This window comes from Streptomyces sp. NPDC041129, from assembly GCF_055592265.1.
The window spans coordinates 727,456-743,440 of sequence record NZ_JBVIYV010000002.1; the positions used below are offsets into that span (position 1 = coordinate 727,456).

At 72.1% G+C, this 15,985-nt stretch carries 16 protein-coding genes; 11 read left to right on the forward strand and 5 right to left on the reverse strand.

Translation table 11 applies throughout. From position 1 onward, the window contains the following. The first annotated feature begins 137 nt into the window (after window positions 1-137). Window positions 138-1,082: an NAD(+) diphosphatase gene (gene nudC / locus ACZ6B1_RS11485; protein ID WP_468777066.1), complete on the forward strand. Its 945-nt coding sequence runs from the start codon at window positions 138-140 to the stop codon at window positions 1,080-1,082. 75 nt (window positions 1,083-1,157) lie between these two features. On the opposite strand, the gene ACZ6B1_RS11490 is transcribed toward nudC, so the two are convergent. Further along, the gene (locus ACZ6B1_RS11490) at window positions 1,158-1,400 is read right to left on the reverse strand and encodes a mycoredoxin (protein WP_046421411.1); all 243 of its coding nucleotides are present in this window, start codon (window positions 1,398-1,400) and stop codon (window positions 1,158-1,160) included. A gap of 211 nt (window positions 1,401-1,611) precedes the next feature. Between ACZ6B1_RS11490 and ACZ6B1_RS11495 the strand changes: the two genes are divergently transcribed. The 4 genes from ACZ6B1_RS11495 to ACZ6B1_RS11510 all read left to right on the forward strand — a co-directional run bounded on the left by ACZ6B1_RS11495 (window position 1,612) and on the right by ACZ6B1_RS11510 (window position 5,153). Further along, the gene (locus tag ACZ6B1_RS11495) at window positions 1,612-3,807 is read left to right on the forward strand and encodes an ATP-dependent DNA helicase UvrD2 (protein ID WP_468777069.1); all 2,196 of its coding nucleotides are present in this window, start codon (window positions 1,612-1,614) and stop codon (window positions 3,805-3,807) included. 200 nt (window positions 3,808-4,007) lie between these two features. Next, a complete protein-coding gene (locus tag ACZ6B1_RS11500; protein WP_468777495.1) occupies window positions 4,008-4,289 on the forward strand; it encodes a hypothetical protein in 282 nt (93 codons plus the stop codon). A 175-nt stretch (window positions 4,290-4,464) separates the two neighbouring features. Then, the gene (locus ACZ6B1_RS11505) at window positions 4,465-4,833 is read left to right on the forward strand and encodes a WhiB family transcriptional regulator (protein WP_250403421.1); all 369 of its coding nucleotides are present in this window, start codon (window positions 4,465-4,467) and stop codon (window positions 4,831-4,833) included. Continuing rightward, complete coding sequence (locus tag ACZ6B1_RS11510) at window positions 4,830-5,153, forward strand: hypothetical protein (RefSeq protein ID WP_468777071.1); 324 nt, start codon at window positions 4,830-4,832, stop codon at window positions 5,151-5,153. Before ACZ6B1_RS11505 ends, ACZ6B1_RS11510 begins: the two co-directional genes overlap by 4 nt. A 104-nt stretch (window positions 5,154-5,257) precedes the next feature. Here ACZ6B1_RS11510 and ACZ6B1_RS11515 read toward each other — a convergent pair whose 3' ends face one another. Beyond that, window positions 5,258-6,625 carry an ABC1 kinase family protein gene (locus ACZ6B1_RS11515; RefSeq protein WP_468777073.1) on the reverse strand — a complete coding sequence of 456 codons (1,368 nt, stop codon included), beginning with the start codon at window positions 6,623-6,625 and terminating at the stop codon, window positions 5,258-5,260. Next, entirely contained in the window at window positions 6,618-7,850 is a 1,233-nt protein-coding gene (locus ACZ6B1_RS11520) for a TOMM precursor leader peptide-binding protein (RefSeq protein ID WP_468777075.1), read from the reverse strand. The genes ACZ6B1_RS11515 and ACZ6B1_RS11520 overlap by 8 nt, the downstream gene beginning before the upstream one ends. Before the next feature lie 302 nt (window positions 7,851-8,152). On the opposite strand from ACZ6B1_RS11520, the gene ACZ6B1_RS11525 reads away from it, so the two are divergent. From ACZ6B1_RS11525 to ACZ6B1_RS11540, 4 genes are all read left to right on the forward strand, one after another. After that, a complete protein-coding gene (locus tag ACZ6B1_RS11525) occupies window positions 8,153-8,749 on the forward strand; it encodes a M48 metallopeptidase family protein (protein ID WP_468777077.1) in 597 nt (198 codons plus the stop codon). Between the two features lie 135 nt (window positions 8,750-8,884). Beyond that, entirely contained in the window at window positions 8,885-10,519 is a 1,635-nt protein-coding gene (locus ACZ6B1_RS11530) for a TerD family protein (RefSeq protein ID WP_468777079.1), read from the forward strand. 11 nt (window positions 10,520-10,530) lie between these two features. Further along, on the forward strand, window positions 10,531-11,211 hold the full coding sequence (locus ACZ6B1_RS11535; protein ID WP_468777081.1) for an AIM24 family protein: 681 nt from the start codon (window positions 10,531-10,533) through the stop codon (window positions 11,209-11,211). Window positions 11,212-11,228: 17 nt separating this feature from the next. After that, window positions 11,229-11,984, forward strand: a complete 756-nt coding sequence (locus ACZ6B1_RS11540) for an AIM24 family protein (RefSeq protein WP_468777083.1) — start codon at window positions 11,229-11,231, stop codon at window positions 11,982-11,984. Window positions 11,985-12,036: 52 nt separating this feature from the next. Here the strand turns inward: ACZ6B1_RS11540 and ACZ6B1_RS11545 are convergent, their stop codons facing one another. After that, entirely contained in the window at window positions 12,037-12,558 is a 522-nt protein-coding gene (locus tag ACZ6B1_RS11545; protein ID WP_468777085.1) for an NUDIX hydrolase, read from the reverse strand. Next, window positions 12,555-13,991: a zinc-dependent metalloprotease gene (locus ACZ6B1_RS11550; RefSeq protein ID WP_468777087.1), complete on the reverse strand. Its 1,437-nt coding sequence runs from the start codon at window positions 13,989-13,991 to the stop codon at window positions 12,555-12,557. Before ACZ6B1_RS11550 ends, ACZ6B1_RS11545 begins: the two co-directional genes overlap by 4 nt. A gap of 191 nt (window positions 13,992-14,182) precedes the next feature. On the opposite strand from ACZ6B1_RS11550, the gene ACZ6B1_RS11555 reads away from it, so the two are divergent. Together ACZ6B1_RS11555 and ACZ6B1_RS11560 are read left to right on the forward strand one after the other, a co-directional pair. After that, the gene (locus tag ACZ6B1_RS11555; protein WP_468777089.1) at window positions 14,183-15,343 is read left to right on the forward strand and encodes an SDR family oxidoreductase; all 1,161 of its coding nucleotides are present in this window, start codon (window positions 14,183-14,185) and stop codon (window positions 15,341-15,343) included. A gap of 160 nt (window positions 15,344-15,503) precedes the next feature. Further along, complete coding sequence (locus tag ACZ6B1_RS11560; RefSeq protein WP_468777091.1) at window positions 15,504-15,965, forward strand: molybdenum cofactor biosynthesis protein MoaE; 462 nt, start codon at window positions 15,504-15,506, stop codon at window positions 15,963-15,965. Window positions 15,966-15,985 lie beyond the last annotated feature (20 nt).

Below are 15,985 nucleotides of genomic sequence, written 5' to 3' on the forward strand. Positions count from 1 at the left end.
ACCGCGCGCGGGGCACACTGGAAGCACCGCCCGCACGCCCCGCCCGCGCCCGGCCCGGTGCCCTCACGCCCCACGTCCGCCGAACCACCCGCCGAAACGAACCGTTGCACCTTGCACTGGGGGAGTTGGAAGCACCCGTGACCACCTGGACCGACCAGACCGCCGACCGCCCCATCTCGCTGACCGCCCCGAGCGGCATTGACCGCGCCGCCCACCACCGGCTCGACGAAGCCTGGCTCGCGGCGGCGTGGAGCCACCCCACGACCCGCTGCTTCGTGGTCTCCGGCGGTCAGGTCCTCATCGACGAGACGCCCGACGGCCGCACCGAACTCGTCATGACCCCCTCCTTCGAGGCGCCGCTCACCGAAGCCCACCGCTACTTCCTCGGCAACGACGAGGAAGGCGTCAGCTACTTCGCGCTCCAGAAGGACGCCCTGCCCGGCCGAATCGACCAGTCCGCCCGTCCGGCGGGCCTGCGCGAGGCCGGACTGCTGCTGTCGCCGCGGGACGCGGGCCTCATGGTGCACGCCGTCGGCCTGGAGAACTGGCAGCGCACCCACCGCTTCTGCTCCCGCTGCGGCGAGCGCACGGTCATCGCCGCGGCCGGCCACATCCGCCGCTGCCAGGCCTGCGGCGCCGAGCACTACCCGCGCACCGACCCGGCGGTGATCATGGCCGTCACCGACGAGGACGACCGGATCCTGCTCGGCCGGCAGGTCCACTGGCCCGAGGGCCGCTTCTCCACGCTCGCCGGCTTCGTCGAGCCCGGCGAGTCCATCGAGGAGTCCGTGCGCCGCGAGGTCTTCGAGGAGGCCGGCGTCCACGTCGGCCCGGTCGAGTACGTGGCCAGCCAGCCCTGGCCCTTCCCGTCCAGCCTCATGCTCGGATTCATGGCCCGGGCCACCTCCACCGACATCACCGTCGACGGCGACGAGATCCACGAGGCCCGCTGGTTCTCCCGCGAGGACCTGCGCACGGCCTTCGAGACCGGCGAGGTGCTGCCGCCCTACGGCATCTCCATCGCCGCCCGCCTGATCGAGATGTGGTACGGCAAGCCGCTGCCGACGCGGAGCGTCATCTGAGACATGCGACAGGGCGGCCCCCGAGTGATGGGGGGCCGCCCTGTCGCATGTCTCACCGCGGGAACCCGCGGAGCGTCACGCCGCCAGCTTCTGCTTCACCTGGGCCAGCGACGGGTTCGTCAGCGTGGAGCCGTCGGCGAAGAGCACGGTCGGGACCGTCTGGTTTCCGCCGTTCGCCTTCTCCACGAAGGCGGCGGACTCCGGGTCCTGCTCGATGTTGATCTCGGTGTACGCGATGCCCTCGCGCTCCATCTGGCTCTTCAGCCGACGGCAGTAGCCACACCAAGTCGTGCTGTACATCGTCACAGTGCCCTGCATGTCTCGCGCTCCTCAGGCAGCTCGGGAAGGTCGTCCAGGGGAAGAACGTAAGGGATGGGGCGGGCATTCCCCGCCCCGGGTACGGGTCGCGCCGGCCCGGGCCCGCTGCTCCCCGCCCCCGTCTGTGACGCCTGCCGCATCAGTACGACCGCGAGCCCCCGCCTGTGGACAACCGGCACAGCGCTCCCGGGCGACCTGGCAGCATGGCCATGTGACACCAGCAACGCACTCCACCCTCTTCCCGCAGGCACCGGGCACGGCCGACGCGGTGCTCGAAGGGCTCGACCCCGAGCAGCGCGAGGTGGCCACCGCCCTGCACGGCCCGGTGTGCGTCCTGGCCGGAGCGGGCACCGGCAAGACCCGGGCGATCACCCACCGGATCGCCTACGGGGTCCGGGCAGGCATCCTCCAGCCTTCCAGCGTGCTCGCCGTCACCTTCACCAACCGCGCCGCCGGAGAGATGCGCGGGCGCCTGCGCCAGCTCGGCGCCCAGGGTGTCCAGGCCCGCACCTTCCACTCCGCGGCGCTGCGGCAGCTCCAGTACTTCTGGCCGAAAGCCGTCGGTGGCTCCATGCCCCGGCTCGTCGACCGCAAGATCCAGCTCGTCGCCGAGGCGGCCGCCGCCTGCAACCTCCGCCTCGACCGGGGCGAGCTGCGGGACGTCACCGCCGAGATCGAATGGTCCAAGGTCACCCAGACCGTCCCCGCCGACTACGCGTACGCGGCTGCGAAGGCCGGCCGGGAGGCCCCGCGCGACCAGGCGGAGATCGCCCATGTCTACGCGGCCTACGAGGACCTCAAGCGGAACCGCGCGGTCATCGACTTCGAGGACGTCCTGCTGCTGACCGTCGCCGTCCTCCAGGACCGGCACGACATCGCCGAGCAGGTGCGTACCCAGTACCAGCACTTCGTCGTCGACGAGTACCAGGACGTCAGCCCCCTCCAGCAGCGGCTCCTGGAACTCTGGCTCGGTGACCGCGACAGCCTCTGCGTCGTCGGGGACGCCAGCCAGACGATCTACTCGTTCACCGGAGCAACGCCCGACCACCTCCTCGACTTCCGTGCCCGTCATCCACGCGCCACCGTCGTCAAGCTGATCCGCGACTACCGCTCCACCCCGCAGGTGGTCCACCTCGCCAACGGCCTGCTCACCCAGGCCCGCGGCCGCGCCGCCGACCACCGGCTGGAACTGGTCTCCCAGCGCGCGCCAGGACCCGAGCCCGTCTACAGCGAGTACACCGACGAGCCCGCCGAGGCCGAAGGCGCCGCCCGGCGTATCCGGGAGCTCATCGACGCCGGCGTCCCGGCCTCCGAGATCGCCGTCCTGTTCCGTACGAACTCCCAGTCCGAGACCTATGAGCAGGCCCTCGCCGACGCCGGAGTCCCCTACCAGCTACGCGGCGCCGAACGCTTCTTCGACCGGCCCGAGGTCCGCAAGGCGGGCGTGGCCCTGCGTGGCGCGGCCCGCTTCGGCGGCAACGACGCCCTGCTGGACGACGTCGTCGACCTGCCCTCGCAGGTACGCGCCGTGCTGTCCGGGGAGGGGTGGACCAGCACACCCCCGGCCGGCTCCGGCGCCGTCCGGGAGCGCTGGGAGTCCCTGGCCGCCCTGGTCAACCTCGCCCACGACTTCTCCGCCGCCCGCCCCGGTGCCACCCTCGGCGACTTCGTCGCCGAACTCGACGAGCGGGCGGGCGCCCAGCACGCCCCGACCGTCCAGGGTGTCACCCTGGCCTCCCTGCACGCGGCCAAAGGCCTGGAATGGGACGTGGTCTTCCTCGTCGGCATCGCCGAGGGCATGGTGCCGATCACCTACGCCAAGACCGACGAGCAGATCGAGGAGGAGCGCCGCCTCCTCTACGTGGGCGTGACCCGCGCGAGAGAGCGGCTCCACCTCTCCTGGGCCCTGTCCCGCGCGCCGGGCGGACGGGCCAATCGCAGGCCCAGCCGATTCCTCGACGGCCTGCGCCCGGGAACCGCCGCCACCGCCGGCCGCACCGGCACCGGCGCCGGCGGAGGCATCGAGCGCGGCGCGGCGGTCCGCACCCCGGCCGTCCCCCGGCGCACCCAGCGCACCGTGGCCCGCTGCCGGGTCTGCGGCCGCACGCTCACCGACGCCGGTGAGATGAAGCTGATGCGGTGCGAGGACTGCCCCTCCGACATGGACGAGGGTCTCTACGAGCGGCTGCGCGAATGGCGTGCGGTCCAGGCGGAGCGCAGCGGGCAGCCGGACTTCTGCGTCTTCACCGACCGCACCCTGATGGCCATCGCCGAGGCACGGCCCGACGACCCCGCCGGGCTCTCCCGCATCCCCGGTGTCCGCGCCCGCAAGCTGCAGCGCTACGGAGCCGATGTTCTGGCCATCTGCGCAGGCCAGGAGATCGGGTCGGACGGCGGGCGCGACTGATGCGAACTCGTCGAAAAAATAGTTTGCGCATGCCCCGGCAATCCCCATAGGTTCTAGGCACGGAAGCGGCGGCCTTCTCCAAGGCCCTGACTCCGTGTTGTACTTGCATATCCGAATGGATCGGCTCACCCCGATCCACGAGACGCCGAGAGGAGGCGAGTCCAGTGATCAGCATCGAAACCAACATCAGCACGGCCAAAATGACCGATCGCTCGGCCGTCTCCACGTGCATGCTCGGCGCCTCGAACCAGGGCACCGGTGTGTCCGGCATTCGTGCCGTCCGTCCGGCGTCCTCCCCTGCTCTCGCGGTCCTTCCCGTCCGTGAGCGCAATGAGCGACCGACGAAGGCACTGGAAGCGGTAGTGGCACAGGCACATGCCTATGTCTTTGCGGCGGCCGGTGCCGGATTCCGGAAGCAGACGACGCAGCACCACCTGATGTGGGCCTTCCGTGGGCCAGAACCCTGGAGTGATCCAGCCTGATCGCCGATCAGGCCGGCGCCTTCAGGGCCGCGGAACCCCACCCGGGATCCGCGGCCCTTCTGTTTGCCCCGAACGGGGACGACGGAGCGAAGGGGCCTCGGGACAGGAAAAGAACCCGGTACCAAGCCGACGCCCGGTCAACAGGCCGGAACGACCAGACGAGGAAGACCGAACCGTGCAACTCGAAGCGCACGCCCCGTCCGTACCGCCTTCACGAACCATCCCCCCGCCCGGCCTCACGGAGGACTCCACCTTGATCCCGCTCACCGCGCTCACCGCGCTCGACGACGCCATCGAGAACCTCGGCGTACCCGTCCCCTGCCGTTCCTACGACCCCGAGGTCTTCTTCGCCGAGTCGCCGGCCGACGTCGAGTACGCCAAGTCCCTCTGCCGCACCTGCCCGCTGATGGAGGCATGCCTCGCCGGGGCGAAGGAGCGGCGTGAGCCCTGGGGCGTCTGGGGTGGCGAGCTGTTCGTCCAGGGCGTCGTCGTCGCCCGGAAGCGGCCGCGTGGCCGCCCGCGCAAGAACCCGGTCACAGCATGAACACCGCAGGAACCATCGACCGTCCCCTCACGCACGACCCCAAGAAGCAGGCCCCGATGAAGCCGTCCGCCAGCGAGCCCGCAGGCTCCGCGACCTCAGACTTCACCACCACCGGCGCGAACGACTCGCGTCAGAACAGGACCCGAGAGATGCAACTCATCCCAGAAGCCCTGGCTCGTGCGCATATGCACGACATGCTGCAAGGCGCCGAGCAGGAGCGCCGGGCCGCGCGCCTGGCGACCGCCCGGCGCATGCAGCGCCGGGCGGAGCGCGCCTCCATGCGCGCCCGCCGTGCGCTGGCCATGGCCGTCATGCAGTGATCCAGCACACCTGAATCGGTGGCCTCCCGGCACAGGGAGGCGAAGCCTTCACCGCGGGGGCCGGTCCGTCCGAACGGACCGGCCCCCGCCGTGCGTTGCGGCCATCACGCCTCCGCCGGCTCCTCCTCGTCCAGTTCGTCCGTGGGGACGAAGCCGGGAAGCCACTCCTCCAGCTCCTCACGCAGCCGCACCGTGGCTCCGAGCTGGCAGAGCACACCGATGGTGCTCAGCGTCACCCGGTGGATCAGCAGGTAGGCCGGCGGCAGGTTGAGCTGCTTGCCGAGCTGGTAGGCGGGGGAGCGGACGTCGGCGATGCGGGCCGCCTGGCTGCGCATCCACGAGCGGGTGAAGGTGAACTCCTCGACCCGGGCCGGTTCGATGATCGGCAGCAGGTAGTCGAGGACCGCGTCGGGGTCCAGCTCTATGGACTCCTTGACGAACCCCTCCGTGCACAGCAGCTCGTAGACCGGATCCGCCTCGCCGTCCAGGGTCATCCGCAGGGAGACGCCTATCGGCTCCGGCAGGCCGCCCGGGAGCCGGTCGACGGTGCCGAAGTCCAGCACACCCAGGCGCCACTCGCCGTCATCGTCCGGGTCGCCGGGCAGCAGACGGAAGTTGCCCGGATGCGGATCGGCGTGCAGCAGCCCGGTGCGGGCCGGGCCGGAGAAGAGGAAGCGGGCCAGGAGCTGGCCGGCCCGGTCGCGCTGCTCCTCGGTGCCGTGGTTGATGATCTCCGACAGCGGGATCCCGTCGATCCACTCCGTGACCAGGATCTGATCGCACTGGTGCACCACCGCCGGGACCACCACGTCCGGGTCGTCCGCGAACTCCTCCGCGTGCGCCTGCTGGGCCTGTGCCTCCAGCGCGTAGTCCAGCTCCTCGGAGACCCGGTCCCGCATCTCCGCGATGAGCGGCTTGATGTCCATTCCGGGGATCAGCGGTCCCAGCAGCCGAGAGAAGCGGCTGAGTTGGTTCAGATCGGACAGCAGGGCCTCGCCCGCGCCCGGGTACTGCACCTTGACCGCCACCTCACGGCCGTCGTGCCACACCGCCCGGTGGACCTGCCCGATGGAGGCCGCGGCCGCCGGTTTGTCCTCGAACTCCAGGAAAAGCTCGCGCCACTCCGCGCCCAGCCGCTCCGCGAGCACCGCGTGGACCGTGCGGGTCGGCATCGGCGGCGCCGCGTCCTGCAGCTTGGTGAGCGCCGCGCGGTAGGGGCCGGCGATCTCCTCGGGCAGGGCGGACTCGAAGACGGACATCGCCTGCCCGAACTTCATCGCCCCGCCCTTGAGCTCGCCGAGGACCTTGAACAACTGCTCCGCCGTGCGCTGTTGCAGTTCCCGGCCGACGATCTCCGCGGACTCGCCCACGATCCGCTTGCCCAGCCCCCAGGTCGCCCGGCCGGCGAAGCCGAGCGGGAGTGCGGCGAGCTTGGCGGTACGGGTGACCGCCTTCCGGGGAAGATCAGACATGCGCCCTCCAAGTCCCAGTCGGCCGCAACGCGCCTGCCTCGCGTCGTTGCTCCGGCGACGGCCGTCGCACCGCCATTGTCTCGCGCGGCTCCCCGTCCGTGGAGGAGTGCTCCCCCTTACCTCTCTCCGCCGTTCCGCATCCGCATGCCGGGTGCGGCCAGATCGGCCGGGAATGCCAGGTCAGGCCGGGTAGGGACGTCTCCCAGCGGGTCCCCGCCACGGCCGGCGACCCCCCGTCGAGGAAGGCGAGGGCGTGGGCCGCGGCCAGTCCGGCGACGGCCGTGGCGAGAGCCAGATCACAGGCCCCCACCCGCCGGGCGTTGCCGGAGCGCCACTGGGCGACCAGCCGGGGCCAGGCCGGATCGCGGTCCGTGCGGTCCTGGTACAGGCAGCCCGCGCAGCTCGTCTCGCCCGGCAGGACGAGGGGCCCGACGACGCCCGTCCCCTCCACGACCCCCGCGTACAGATGGGGCGTGCCGGAGGCCATGAGCGGTTCGGCGGCGAACGGGTCCGGCGCGTGCACGGCGACATCGTCCCGTGGGGTGAGGATCACGAGGGAGAGACCGGGATCGTCGATTCCGGCGCCCGCGGGGGCCACGGCACGGGCGGAGCGGGCGCGGCGCGCCGGCCGGCCCGGGGCCGCGCGGCGGACCGCGGCCCGTGCGGCGTCCTGCCGGCGTTCGCGCAGCGAGTCGGCGGGGAGCCCGCCGGGGGCCACGTCCCACGGCTCGACACGTCCCACATCGCGCACGTCGACCTCTCCGACCCCGGTCCCCGACAGCACCGACGCCAGCACGGCCCCGACCCGCCCCGCCCCCCGCACCTGCACGCGCAGCGAGCCGCGGGCGGCGAGCCGGCCGAGCGCGCCGCCCGGTTCCGGAGTGGTCAGGGACAGCGACGCGAGGTCGGGGCGCAGCCGCTCCAGGACGTCCGTCCGCTCCCGCAGAGCGTCGGCGGCCGGCCCGCCGCCGCGTGTGTCGTCGAGCAGACCCGCGCGGGCCAGCCGTTCGAGCAGCGCGTCGACCTGGCCGTCCGGCAGGTCCATGCGCCGGCCCTCGTCGCGCAGCAGAGGCAGGCCGCGGGTGCCGTTGAGCAGGTCCAGGAAGCTGCCGGTCGCCGTGTCCATCGGTCCCAGTGTCATCGCGTGCGCCGGGGTCATCCCGAACTGCACGGTGTTGAGGTCGCGCCAGCCGCGCCGCAGCGCGGGTTTCACCGTCGGATGCATGCCAGCCCCCGTGTCCGTCGCATTCTCCTGAATTGTTCTCCGGGTGGGCAAACGTCCCGTGGCCGGGTCGCCCCATGTCCCGTGGGCCGGTGGAGCCGGTCACGCTCTGCCGACCTCCGCCAGCATGCCGGGCCGGCCCGGAGTGGTGCCCGAAGTTGTCCACAGGCTGGGGGTGCTCGTCGTACTAATCCGCGGTGCCACTCGGGCATATCGGTCGTACAAATCAAACACATGGTGGAGCACCGGCATCCGAGCGCCCCGGAGCCGGGACTTCGGCCCGTCCCAGCGGGTAACGTCGGGGCGTGCCCGCCGACCCCCTGCACCGCGCCGGAAAACCACAGCGCAGCACGACGAGCCAGCCGCCGAGCGGCTCGGGGGCGAGCGCGATCGAGGTCCGCAGGAGTACCCGGCGCCGCCGGACCGTCTCCGCGTACCGCGAGGGCGATCGCACCGTCGTGCTCATCCCCGCCCGGATGTCCGAGGCGGAGGAGCAGCGCTGGGTGACGCTCATGCTCGACAAGCTCGCCGCCCAGGAGAGCAAACGGGTGCTGGGCGACGCCGAGCTGACCGAGCGTGCCGAGCGGCTGTCGGCCCAGTACTTCGAGGGCCGGGCGCGTCCCGCGTCCGTGCGCTGGGTCACCAACCAGAACACGCGCTGGGGCTCGTGCACTCCGGCCGAGGGCAGTATCCGCCTCTCGCACCGGCTGCAGGGGATGCCGGAGTACGTCATCGACTACGTCCTCTGCCATGAGCTGGCGCATCTGCTGGTGCCCGGTCACGGGGCCGGCTTCTGGCGGCTGCTGGAGTCCTACCCGCGCACCGAGCGGGCCCGCGGCTATCTCGAAGGGGTGGTGGCGGCCGAGCGGCTGCCGCACGTGCCGGGCGCGCGTGGCACGTGACCGGACCGCGCGCGGGGCGCGCGACCGGTTGTGTACCGGGTCTGTACCGACTCGCACCGGCCGCGTCCTTTGCCGAAATTTGCGGTTAGCCTGGCGCGACGCACTCGCATTCGGGATGGGGGACGGTCGTAACGCATGGCCAGGGAATTCCAACGCGGCCACAAGGCCAGGATCAGTGACCTGACGACGGGCACCGATCTGTACGTAGGCGTGCAGATCTCCGCCCCCGGACTGACCTTCGACATCAGCTGCTTCGGTCTGGACGCCGACGAGCGCCTCTCGGACGACCGGTACTTCATCTTCTTCAACCAGCCGAAGTCCCCGGAGGAGTCCGTCCAGCTGCTGGGCGCCCAGGCCGGCGACACGGAGTCGTTCCGCGTCACGCTGGACCGCGTCCCGTCGGGCATCCGCAAGCTGTCCTTCACGGCGACCGTCGACGGCGCCGGACAGATGTCGCAGATCGGCCCCGGATACCTGCGCATCGTTGCCGGTGGTGAAGAGGTCGCGCGGTACTCCTTCGACGGCTCGGAGTTCTCCACCGAGCGGGCCGTCATGCTCGGTGACTTCTACTTCAAGGACGTCTGGCGGTTCGCCGCGGTCGGACAGGGCTTCGACGGCGGCCTCGACGCGCTGCTGAAGAACTTCGGCGGCGAGGTACTGGAGGAGGCGCCGGCCGCCCCGCAGCAGCCCCAGTCCACGGACGCCCCCGGCTTCGCCCCGCCCGCCCAGGCCGCCGCCCCGCCCGCGTTCGGCGCCCCGTCCGCCCCGGCACCCGCCCCCGCTCCGGCCCCGCAGGGCTTCACCCCGCCCCCGGCGCCCGCCCCGAACGTGCACGGCGCGCCGACGGTCATCGCGCCCCTGACCCCGCCCGCCGGCGGCACCGTCCCGCCCCCGGCCCCGGCTCCCGCGCCCTACGGCCAGCCGCCGCAACCGCCTTATGGTGGCCAGCCCAGCGCCCCGATGCCCCCGGGCTACGGCCAGCAGCCCTCCCAGGGCGGGCAGCCCGGCGCGCCCATGCCTCCGGGTTACGGCCAGCAGCCGCCGTACGGCCAGGTCCCCGGTCAGCAGGCCGCCGGTTACGGCGTCCCGCAGGGCGCCCCCCAGGCCGGTGCCGGAGTGACGGCCGCCCTGCAGAAGTTCAGGGAGACGCCCACCGGGCAGCGCTGGACACCGCAGAACTCCAAGCTCATCCGCGTCGACCTCGGCGTCGGCGGCCAGCCGGTACTGGCCCGGCAGGGCAGCATGGTGCTCTACCAGGGCAAGGTCGACTTCAGCTACAAGGGCGCCGGGTTCGCCGGGCGGATCGTGGGCAACGCGACCGGCCAGGAGATGCAGCTGATGCGCTGCACCGGCCAGGGCCAGGTGTTCTTCGCCGAGGAGTCCACCCACGTGCACCCCGTCGAGCTCCAGGGCGACGCGATCTGCGTCTCGGCGGAGAACGTCCTCGCCTTCGACGAGAGCCTCCAGTACGAGGTCCGGCGCATCGAAGGGCACGGCATCCCCGGCGGCGCGCTGTTCACGATGCAGTTCCAGGGCACCGGCACGATCGTCGTCAAGACGCACGGCACCCCCGTGGTGCTGCCGGTGACGCCTACGACGTTCGCCGACTGCCACGCGGTGGTCGCCTGGTCGGCCGCCTCCCAGGTGATCGTCTCCAGCCAGGTCCGGATGCGCCGCAACGCCTACCCGGGCGACACCGGCGAGAGCGTCAACCTGCAGTTCCGGGGTGCTCCCGGCAACTTCATCGTCGTCCAGCCGTACGAGGTCTGAGGGAGCCCGTCATGAACCAGCCGCTCGCGGGCTACGCCCCCGCACCCGTCACCGCCCGCATGGAGAACCACGGCAGCCACATGCTGAAGGTCGCCATGCAGACCGGCAGCGACCTCTTCGCGCGCGTGGGCTCGATGGTCGCCTACGAAGGCTTCGTCCAGTACGAGCCCAACCCGCCGGCCGTCCGCCAGATCGCCCGCGACTGGATGACCGGTGAGGGCGCCCCCCTGATGAAGTGCTCCGGCGACGGACTGCTCTACCTCGCCGACTACGGCGCCGACGTCGTCGTGATCAACCTCAACGGTGACGGCATCTCGGTCAACGCCACCAACCTGCTCGCCTTCGACGCCCACCTCAGCTGGGGCGTGGAGCGGGTGAAGGGGCTCGCCAAGTTCGCCGGGCAGGGCCTGTGGAACACCAAGATCTCTGGGCAGGGCTGGGTCGCGCTGACCTCCCGGGGCAAGCCGATCGTCGTCGACTGCGGCGGAGGCGAGGACGAGACGTACGTCGACCCGGACGCGCTCGTGGCCTGGTCCCCGAACCTGAAGGTGAAGGGCAAGCGCAGCTTCAAGGCGCAGTCGCTCATCGGCCGGGGCAGCGGTGAGGCCTACCAGATGGCCTTCTCGGGCCAGGGCATCGTCGTGGTCCAGCCCAGCGAGGACAGCACCGACCGCCTTCGGTTCCGGGGCTGAGGGGGAGTCAGAACACCATGCAGAGCCCGCTTTTCGCCCACAACGACCAGCAGACCCAGGAGCGCTGGAGCCTGCAGAACAAGCAGATGCTCCGCGTCACTCTGGAGGGCCACGACGACCTCCTCGCCCGCAAGGGGGCCATGGTCGCCTACCAGGGCCTGGTCGAGTTCGACGCCGAGTACCGCAGCAACGGCCAGGCACGCGCGCGCAGGCACACCGGTGAGGGTCTGGATCTGATGCGCTGTCACGGACAGGGCACCGTCTACCTCGCCAACCTCGCCCAGTACGTGCACGTCATGGACGTCGAGCAGGACGGGCTGACCGTGGACAGCTCCTACGTCCTCGCCATGGACTCCTCGTTGCACCACGAGGTCATCGCCGTGGACAGCCTGTACGGCATCTCCGGCTCCGGGAAGTACCAGCTCAACATCACCGGCCGCGGCAAGGTCGCCCTGATGACCTCGGGCGCGCCGCTGCTGATGCAGGTCACGCCCGACAAGTACGTCAACTGCGACGCCGACGCGATCGTCGCCTGGTCCACCGGGCTGCGGGTGCAGATGCAGGCCCAGACGCACTCCTCCGGTGTCTGGCGGCGGCGCGGCAGCACCGGTGAGGGCTGGGAGCTGAGCTTCATGGGCTCCGGCTTCGCCCTGGTGCAGCCCAGCGAGCTGCTGCCGCCGCAGAACGCGCAGATCGGGCAGGGGCTCGCCGCGCAGTTCGGCATGGGGCAGCAAGGGGCGCACGGACAGAACCAGGGCAACGTCTGGAGCTGAGCGCGGACGAACCGGCAAGGGGTGACCGCCCGGGCGGTCACCCCTTATGCGTTCACAGCCGGGCGCGCGCCGCCTCCAGCAGGCGTACGACCGACTCGTCGGCCACGCCGGCCACCTCGTCGTAGGCGAACCAGCGCAGGTCCAGGGACTCGTCGCTGATCTCCTGGACGGCCCCGGGCGGGGCCAGCACCGCGTACTGCACGTCGAAGTGACAGTGGCAGGGCGGCGGGATCGCATGGCGGTCGAGGCGGACCGGGCCGCCGGGCACCAGGGACAGCCCCGTGATCCCCGACTCCTCGGTGGCCTCCCGCAGGGCGGCGTCCCGCAGGGTGGCGTCGCCGGGCTCACAGTGGCCGCCCATCTGCAGCCACATCCGCAGCTTTCTGTGCAGGGTGAGCAGGACCCGGCCGCGCTCGGGGTCGATCACCAGCGCGCTCGCCGTGACATGCCCCGCCTCGCACGCCTTCCACATGCCGTCCGGGTGGGCCGCCAGATGGTCCAGGTAGGCCTGGCGCAGCTCCGCCTGGCCCTCGTACCCCTTCAGGACGAGGACCGCGTCGTCGTACAGGCTCACTCGGTGTCGTCGCCCTCGGCCTCGTCGTCCTTCTTCAGGTTCGGCTTCTCGCCGGCGCCGCCCGCCGCCTCACCGAGCATCTTGTCCAGCTCGGAGAAGTCGAGCTGCTCGCGGTGCACGAAGCCGTCGGGGTCGTCCAGGTCGGTGGCCGTCGGCAGCATGTCCGGGTGGGCCCACAGGGCGTCCCGGCCGTCCACTCCGCGCGCGTCCGTGAGCGAGGCCCACAGCCGGGAGGCGTCACGCAGCCGGCGCGGGCGCAGCTCCAGGCCGATCAGCGTCGCGAACGTCTGCTCCGCCGGGCCGCCGGTGGCGCGGCGGCGGCGCAGGGTCTCGCGCAGGGCGTCGGCGGACGTCAGGCGCGGTTTCGCGGCCGCGTGCACCACCGCGTCCACCCAGCCCTCGACGAGCGCCAGAGCGGTCTCCAGACGGGCCAGCGCCGCCTTCTGCTCGGGCGTGTCCTCCGGCTGGAACATGCCCTGCTGAAGGGCGTCCTGAAGCTGCTCGGGGTTCTGCGGGTCGAACTGCCCGACCACGTCCTCCAGCTTGGCCGTGTCGACCTTGATGCCGCGCGCGTAGCCGTCGACCGCGCCGAACAGGTGCGAGCGCAGCCACGGCACGTGCGCGAACAGTCGCTGGTGCGCCGCCTCGCGCAGAGCCAGGTAGAGCCGGACCTCCTCCTGCGCCACGCCGAGGTCCTTGCCGAAGGCCTCCACGTTGGCCGGGAGCAGCGCGGCCTTGCCGGCCGGGCCCAGCGGCAGGCCGATGTCGGTGGAACCGACGACCTCGCCCGCGAGCACGCCCACGGCCTGCCCGATCTGCGTGCCGAACATGGCGCCGCCCATCGAGCGCATCATGCCGATCAGCGGGCCCGCCATGGCCTGCATCTCCTCCGGCAGGACATCGCCCATGGCCGCGCCGACCCGCTCGGCGACCGGGTCGACGAGCTCCTGCCACGCGGGCAGGGTCGCCTCGACCCACTCGGCGCGGGACCAGGCCACCGCCGAGGCCGCGCCCGACGGCAGGGACGTCGCGTCGTCCAGCCACAGATCGGCCAGACGGACGGCCTCCTGGACCGCGGAACGCTCGGCGCCGCCGACGCTCGCGTCCTTGACGCCGTCCGGAGTGCCCTGGGAGACCGTCTGGCGGGCGATCTGCTTGGCCATGTCCCAGTTCACGGGGCCGCCCTCGTAGGAGAGCATCTGGCCGAGCTGCTGGAACGCGGCGCCCAGGTCGGTGGGGTTCAGGGACCCGAACATCGCTGCGAGCGGGTTGTCTGCGCCGGGGCCGCCAAAGCCTCCGGCTCCGGGCAGCCCGTAACCGAACGGGTTGGCCGGTCCCTGCTCACCACCGCTCTGCTGGTCCTTCTTCTTGCCCTCGTCGCCGTCTTCCGGCTCCTCCGGCGGAAGGCCGAATCCGAATGGGGTGTCACTCACGGGATTCCTCGGCTGGTAAGGCCACCGGTTCTCTCCGGCGGCGCGGCTGCCCGACATCACCACCCAGCGTAGACACCCGGACCCGATCGGGCCTCGGTGCTTCGCCCGCGGAAAGCCTGCGGCAGGATGGATGCACCTGGTACGTGCGCCTCACTCGCGCCCGCACCGAAGACAACCGCTGGAGACGCCCGGTGAGTTCCCCAGATCCGCAGGTTCGCGCAGCGCGAAACCATACAGACCGCCCGTCGCCCGACCATCGCCCCTCGACCACGGCGCTGCGCGCCGACGGGACGACCGCCGTGCGCGGGCCCGTCGTCGCGGTCACCGGCGCGGCCGCCGGGGTCGGCGCGATGCTCACCGAGCGGCTCGCGGCCGCCGAGGAGATCAAGCAGGTCATCGCCATCGACGAGCGGCGCGGGGAGTGCGCCGCCGCACAGTGGCACATCCTGGACGTGCGCGACCCGGCGATCGCGGACAAGCTGCGGGGCGCGGACGTGGTGGTGCACCTCGCGCTCGACCTCGACCTGGAGACCGATCCGGCGGCCCGCACCGCCTACAACGTCCGGGGTACGCAGACCGTGCTGACCGCAGCCGCGGCGGCCGGGGTGCACCGGGTGGTGCTGTGCACCTCCGCGATGGTCTACGGGGCGCTGCCGGACAACGAGCTTCCCCTTTCGGAGGACGCCGAGCTGCGGGCGACGGCCGAGGCCACCGGCGTCGGGGACCTGCTGGAGATCGAGCGGCTGGCCCGGCGCGCCCCGCGCGCGCACCCGGGGCTGAACGTGACCGTGGTGCGGCCGGCGGTGCTGGTGGGAGGCACTGACACCGCGCTGACCCGGTACTTCGAGTCACCACGGCTGCTCGTGGTCGCCGGGTCGCGGCCCGCCTGGCAGTTCTGCCACGTCGAGGACCTGTGCGCCGCTCTGGAGTACGCCGTCCTGGAGAAGGTCGACGGGGAACTGGCCGTCGGCTGCGACGGGTGGCTGGAGCAGGAGGAGGTCGAGGAGCTGACCGGGATCCGGCGGATGGAGCTGCCGTCGGCGGTCGCCCTGGGCGCCGCCGCCCGGCTGCACCGGATCGGCCTCACCCCGTCCCCGGCGGGGGACCTGGCGTACACGATGTACCCGTGGGTGGTCAGCGGGAGCCGGCTGCACGACGCCGGATGGCGGCCCCGCTGGACCAACGAGGAGGTGCTGGCGGAACTGCTGGAGGAGGTCTCCGGGCGGCACACGGTCGCCGGACGCCGACTGGGACGCAAGGACGCCACGGCCGCGGGCGCGGCGGGGGCGACGGTGGCGCTGCTGGGCGCCGCCGCGGTGGTGCGGCGGGCCCGCAAGGCCCGCCGGCGTTGAGGGCGGGGGCTCGGCGAGGACCCCTGCGAAGGGCCGCACCCGCACCCCCGCACCCGCACCCCCGCACCCCGCACCCTGTAGGAGGCTCCAAGGCACCCCGCGCGCGTGCCTGGTGAAAGTCGTATTCCGGGATGACCGGGGTGTGCGGCACGATGGGGGCATGGCATCCACGAACGATCACCCCGGTGAGCAGGCGGCGCAGGACCCCATCAAGCTGATCGGCGTCCGGGAGACCCCGCTCTCCGTGGACGAGGTGTTCGCCGCGGTCGGGGACGACGCCGCCGGCGGCGTCGCGCTGTTCGTGGGGACGGTGCGCAACCACGACGGGGGCGCCGACGTCGACGCGCTCGGATACTCCTGCCACCCCGGCGCCGAGGCGGAGATGCGGCGGATCGCCGAGAAGGTCGCCGCCGAGTTCCCGGTGCGGGCGCTGGCCGCCGTCCACCGGGTGGGGGACCTCCGGGTCGGGGATCTCGCGGTCGTCGTCGGCGTGTCGTGCCCCCATCGGGGTGAGGCGTTCGAGGCCTGCCGCAGGCTCATCGACGACCTGAAGCACGAGGTGCCCATCTGGAAGCACCAGCGGTTCTCCGACGGGACCGAGGAATGGGTCGGCGCCTGCTGACAGACGTCACCGCCGGCGCA

Bases quoted from the DNA above. Each gene is read 5' to 3' on its own strand.
- ACZ6B1_RS11490 (WP_046421411.1), bottom strand. From the start codon at position 1,400: ATGCAGGGCACTGTGACGATGTACAGCACGACTTGGTGTGGCTACTGC.
- ACZ6B1_RS11500 (WP_468777495.1), top strand. From the start codon at position 4,008: ATGACCGATCGCTCGGCCGTCTCCACGTGCATGCTCGGCGCCTCGAAC.
- ACZ6B1_RS11510 (WP_468777071.1), top strand. From the start codon at position 4,830: ATGAACACCGCAGGAACCATCGACCGTCCCCTCACGCACGACCCCAAG.
- ACZ6B1_RS11515 (WP_468777073.1), bottom strand. From the start codon at position 6,625: ATGTCTGATCTTCCCCGGAAGGCGGTCACCCGTACCGCCAAGCTCGCC.
- ACZ6B1_RS11520 (WP_468777075.1), bottom strand. From the start codon at position 7,850: ATGCATCCGACGGTGAAACCCGCGCTGCGGCGCGGCTGGCGCGACCTC.
- ACZ6B1_RS11530 (WP_468777079.1), top strand. From the start codon at position 8,885: ATGGCCAGGGAATTCCAACGCGGCCACAAGGCCAGGATCAGTGACCTG.
- ACZ6B1_RS11535 (WP_468777081.1), top strand. From the start codon at position 10,531: ATGAACCAGCCGCTCGCGGGCTACGCCCCCGCACCCGTCACCGCCCGC.
- ACZ6B1_RS11540 (WP_468777083.1), top strand. From the start codon at position 11,229: ATGCAGAGCCCGCTTTTCGCCCACAACGACCAGCAGACCCAGGAGCGC.
- ACZ6B1_RS11560 (WP_468777091.1), top strand. From the start codon at position 15,504: ATGGCATCCACGAACGATCACCCCGGTGAGCAGGCGGCGCAGGACCCC.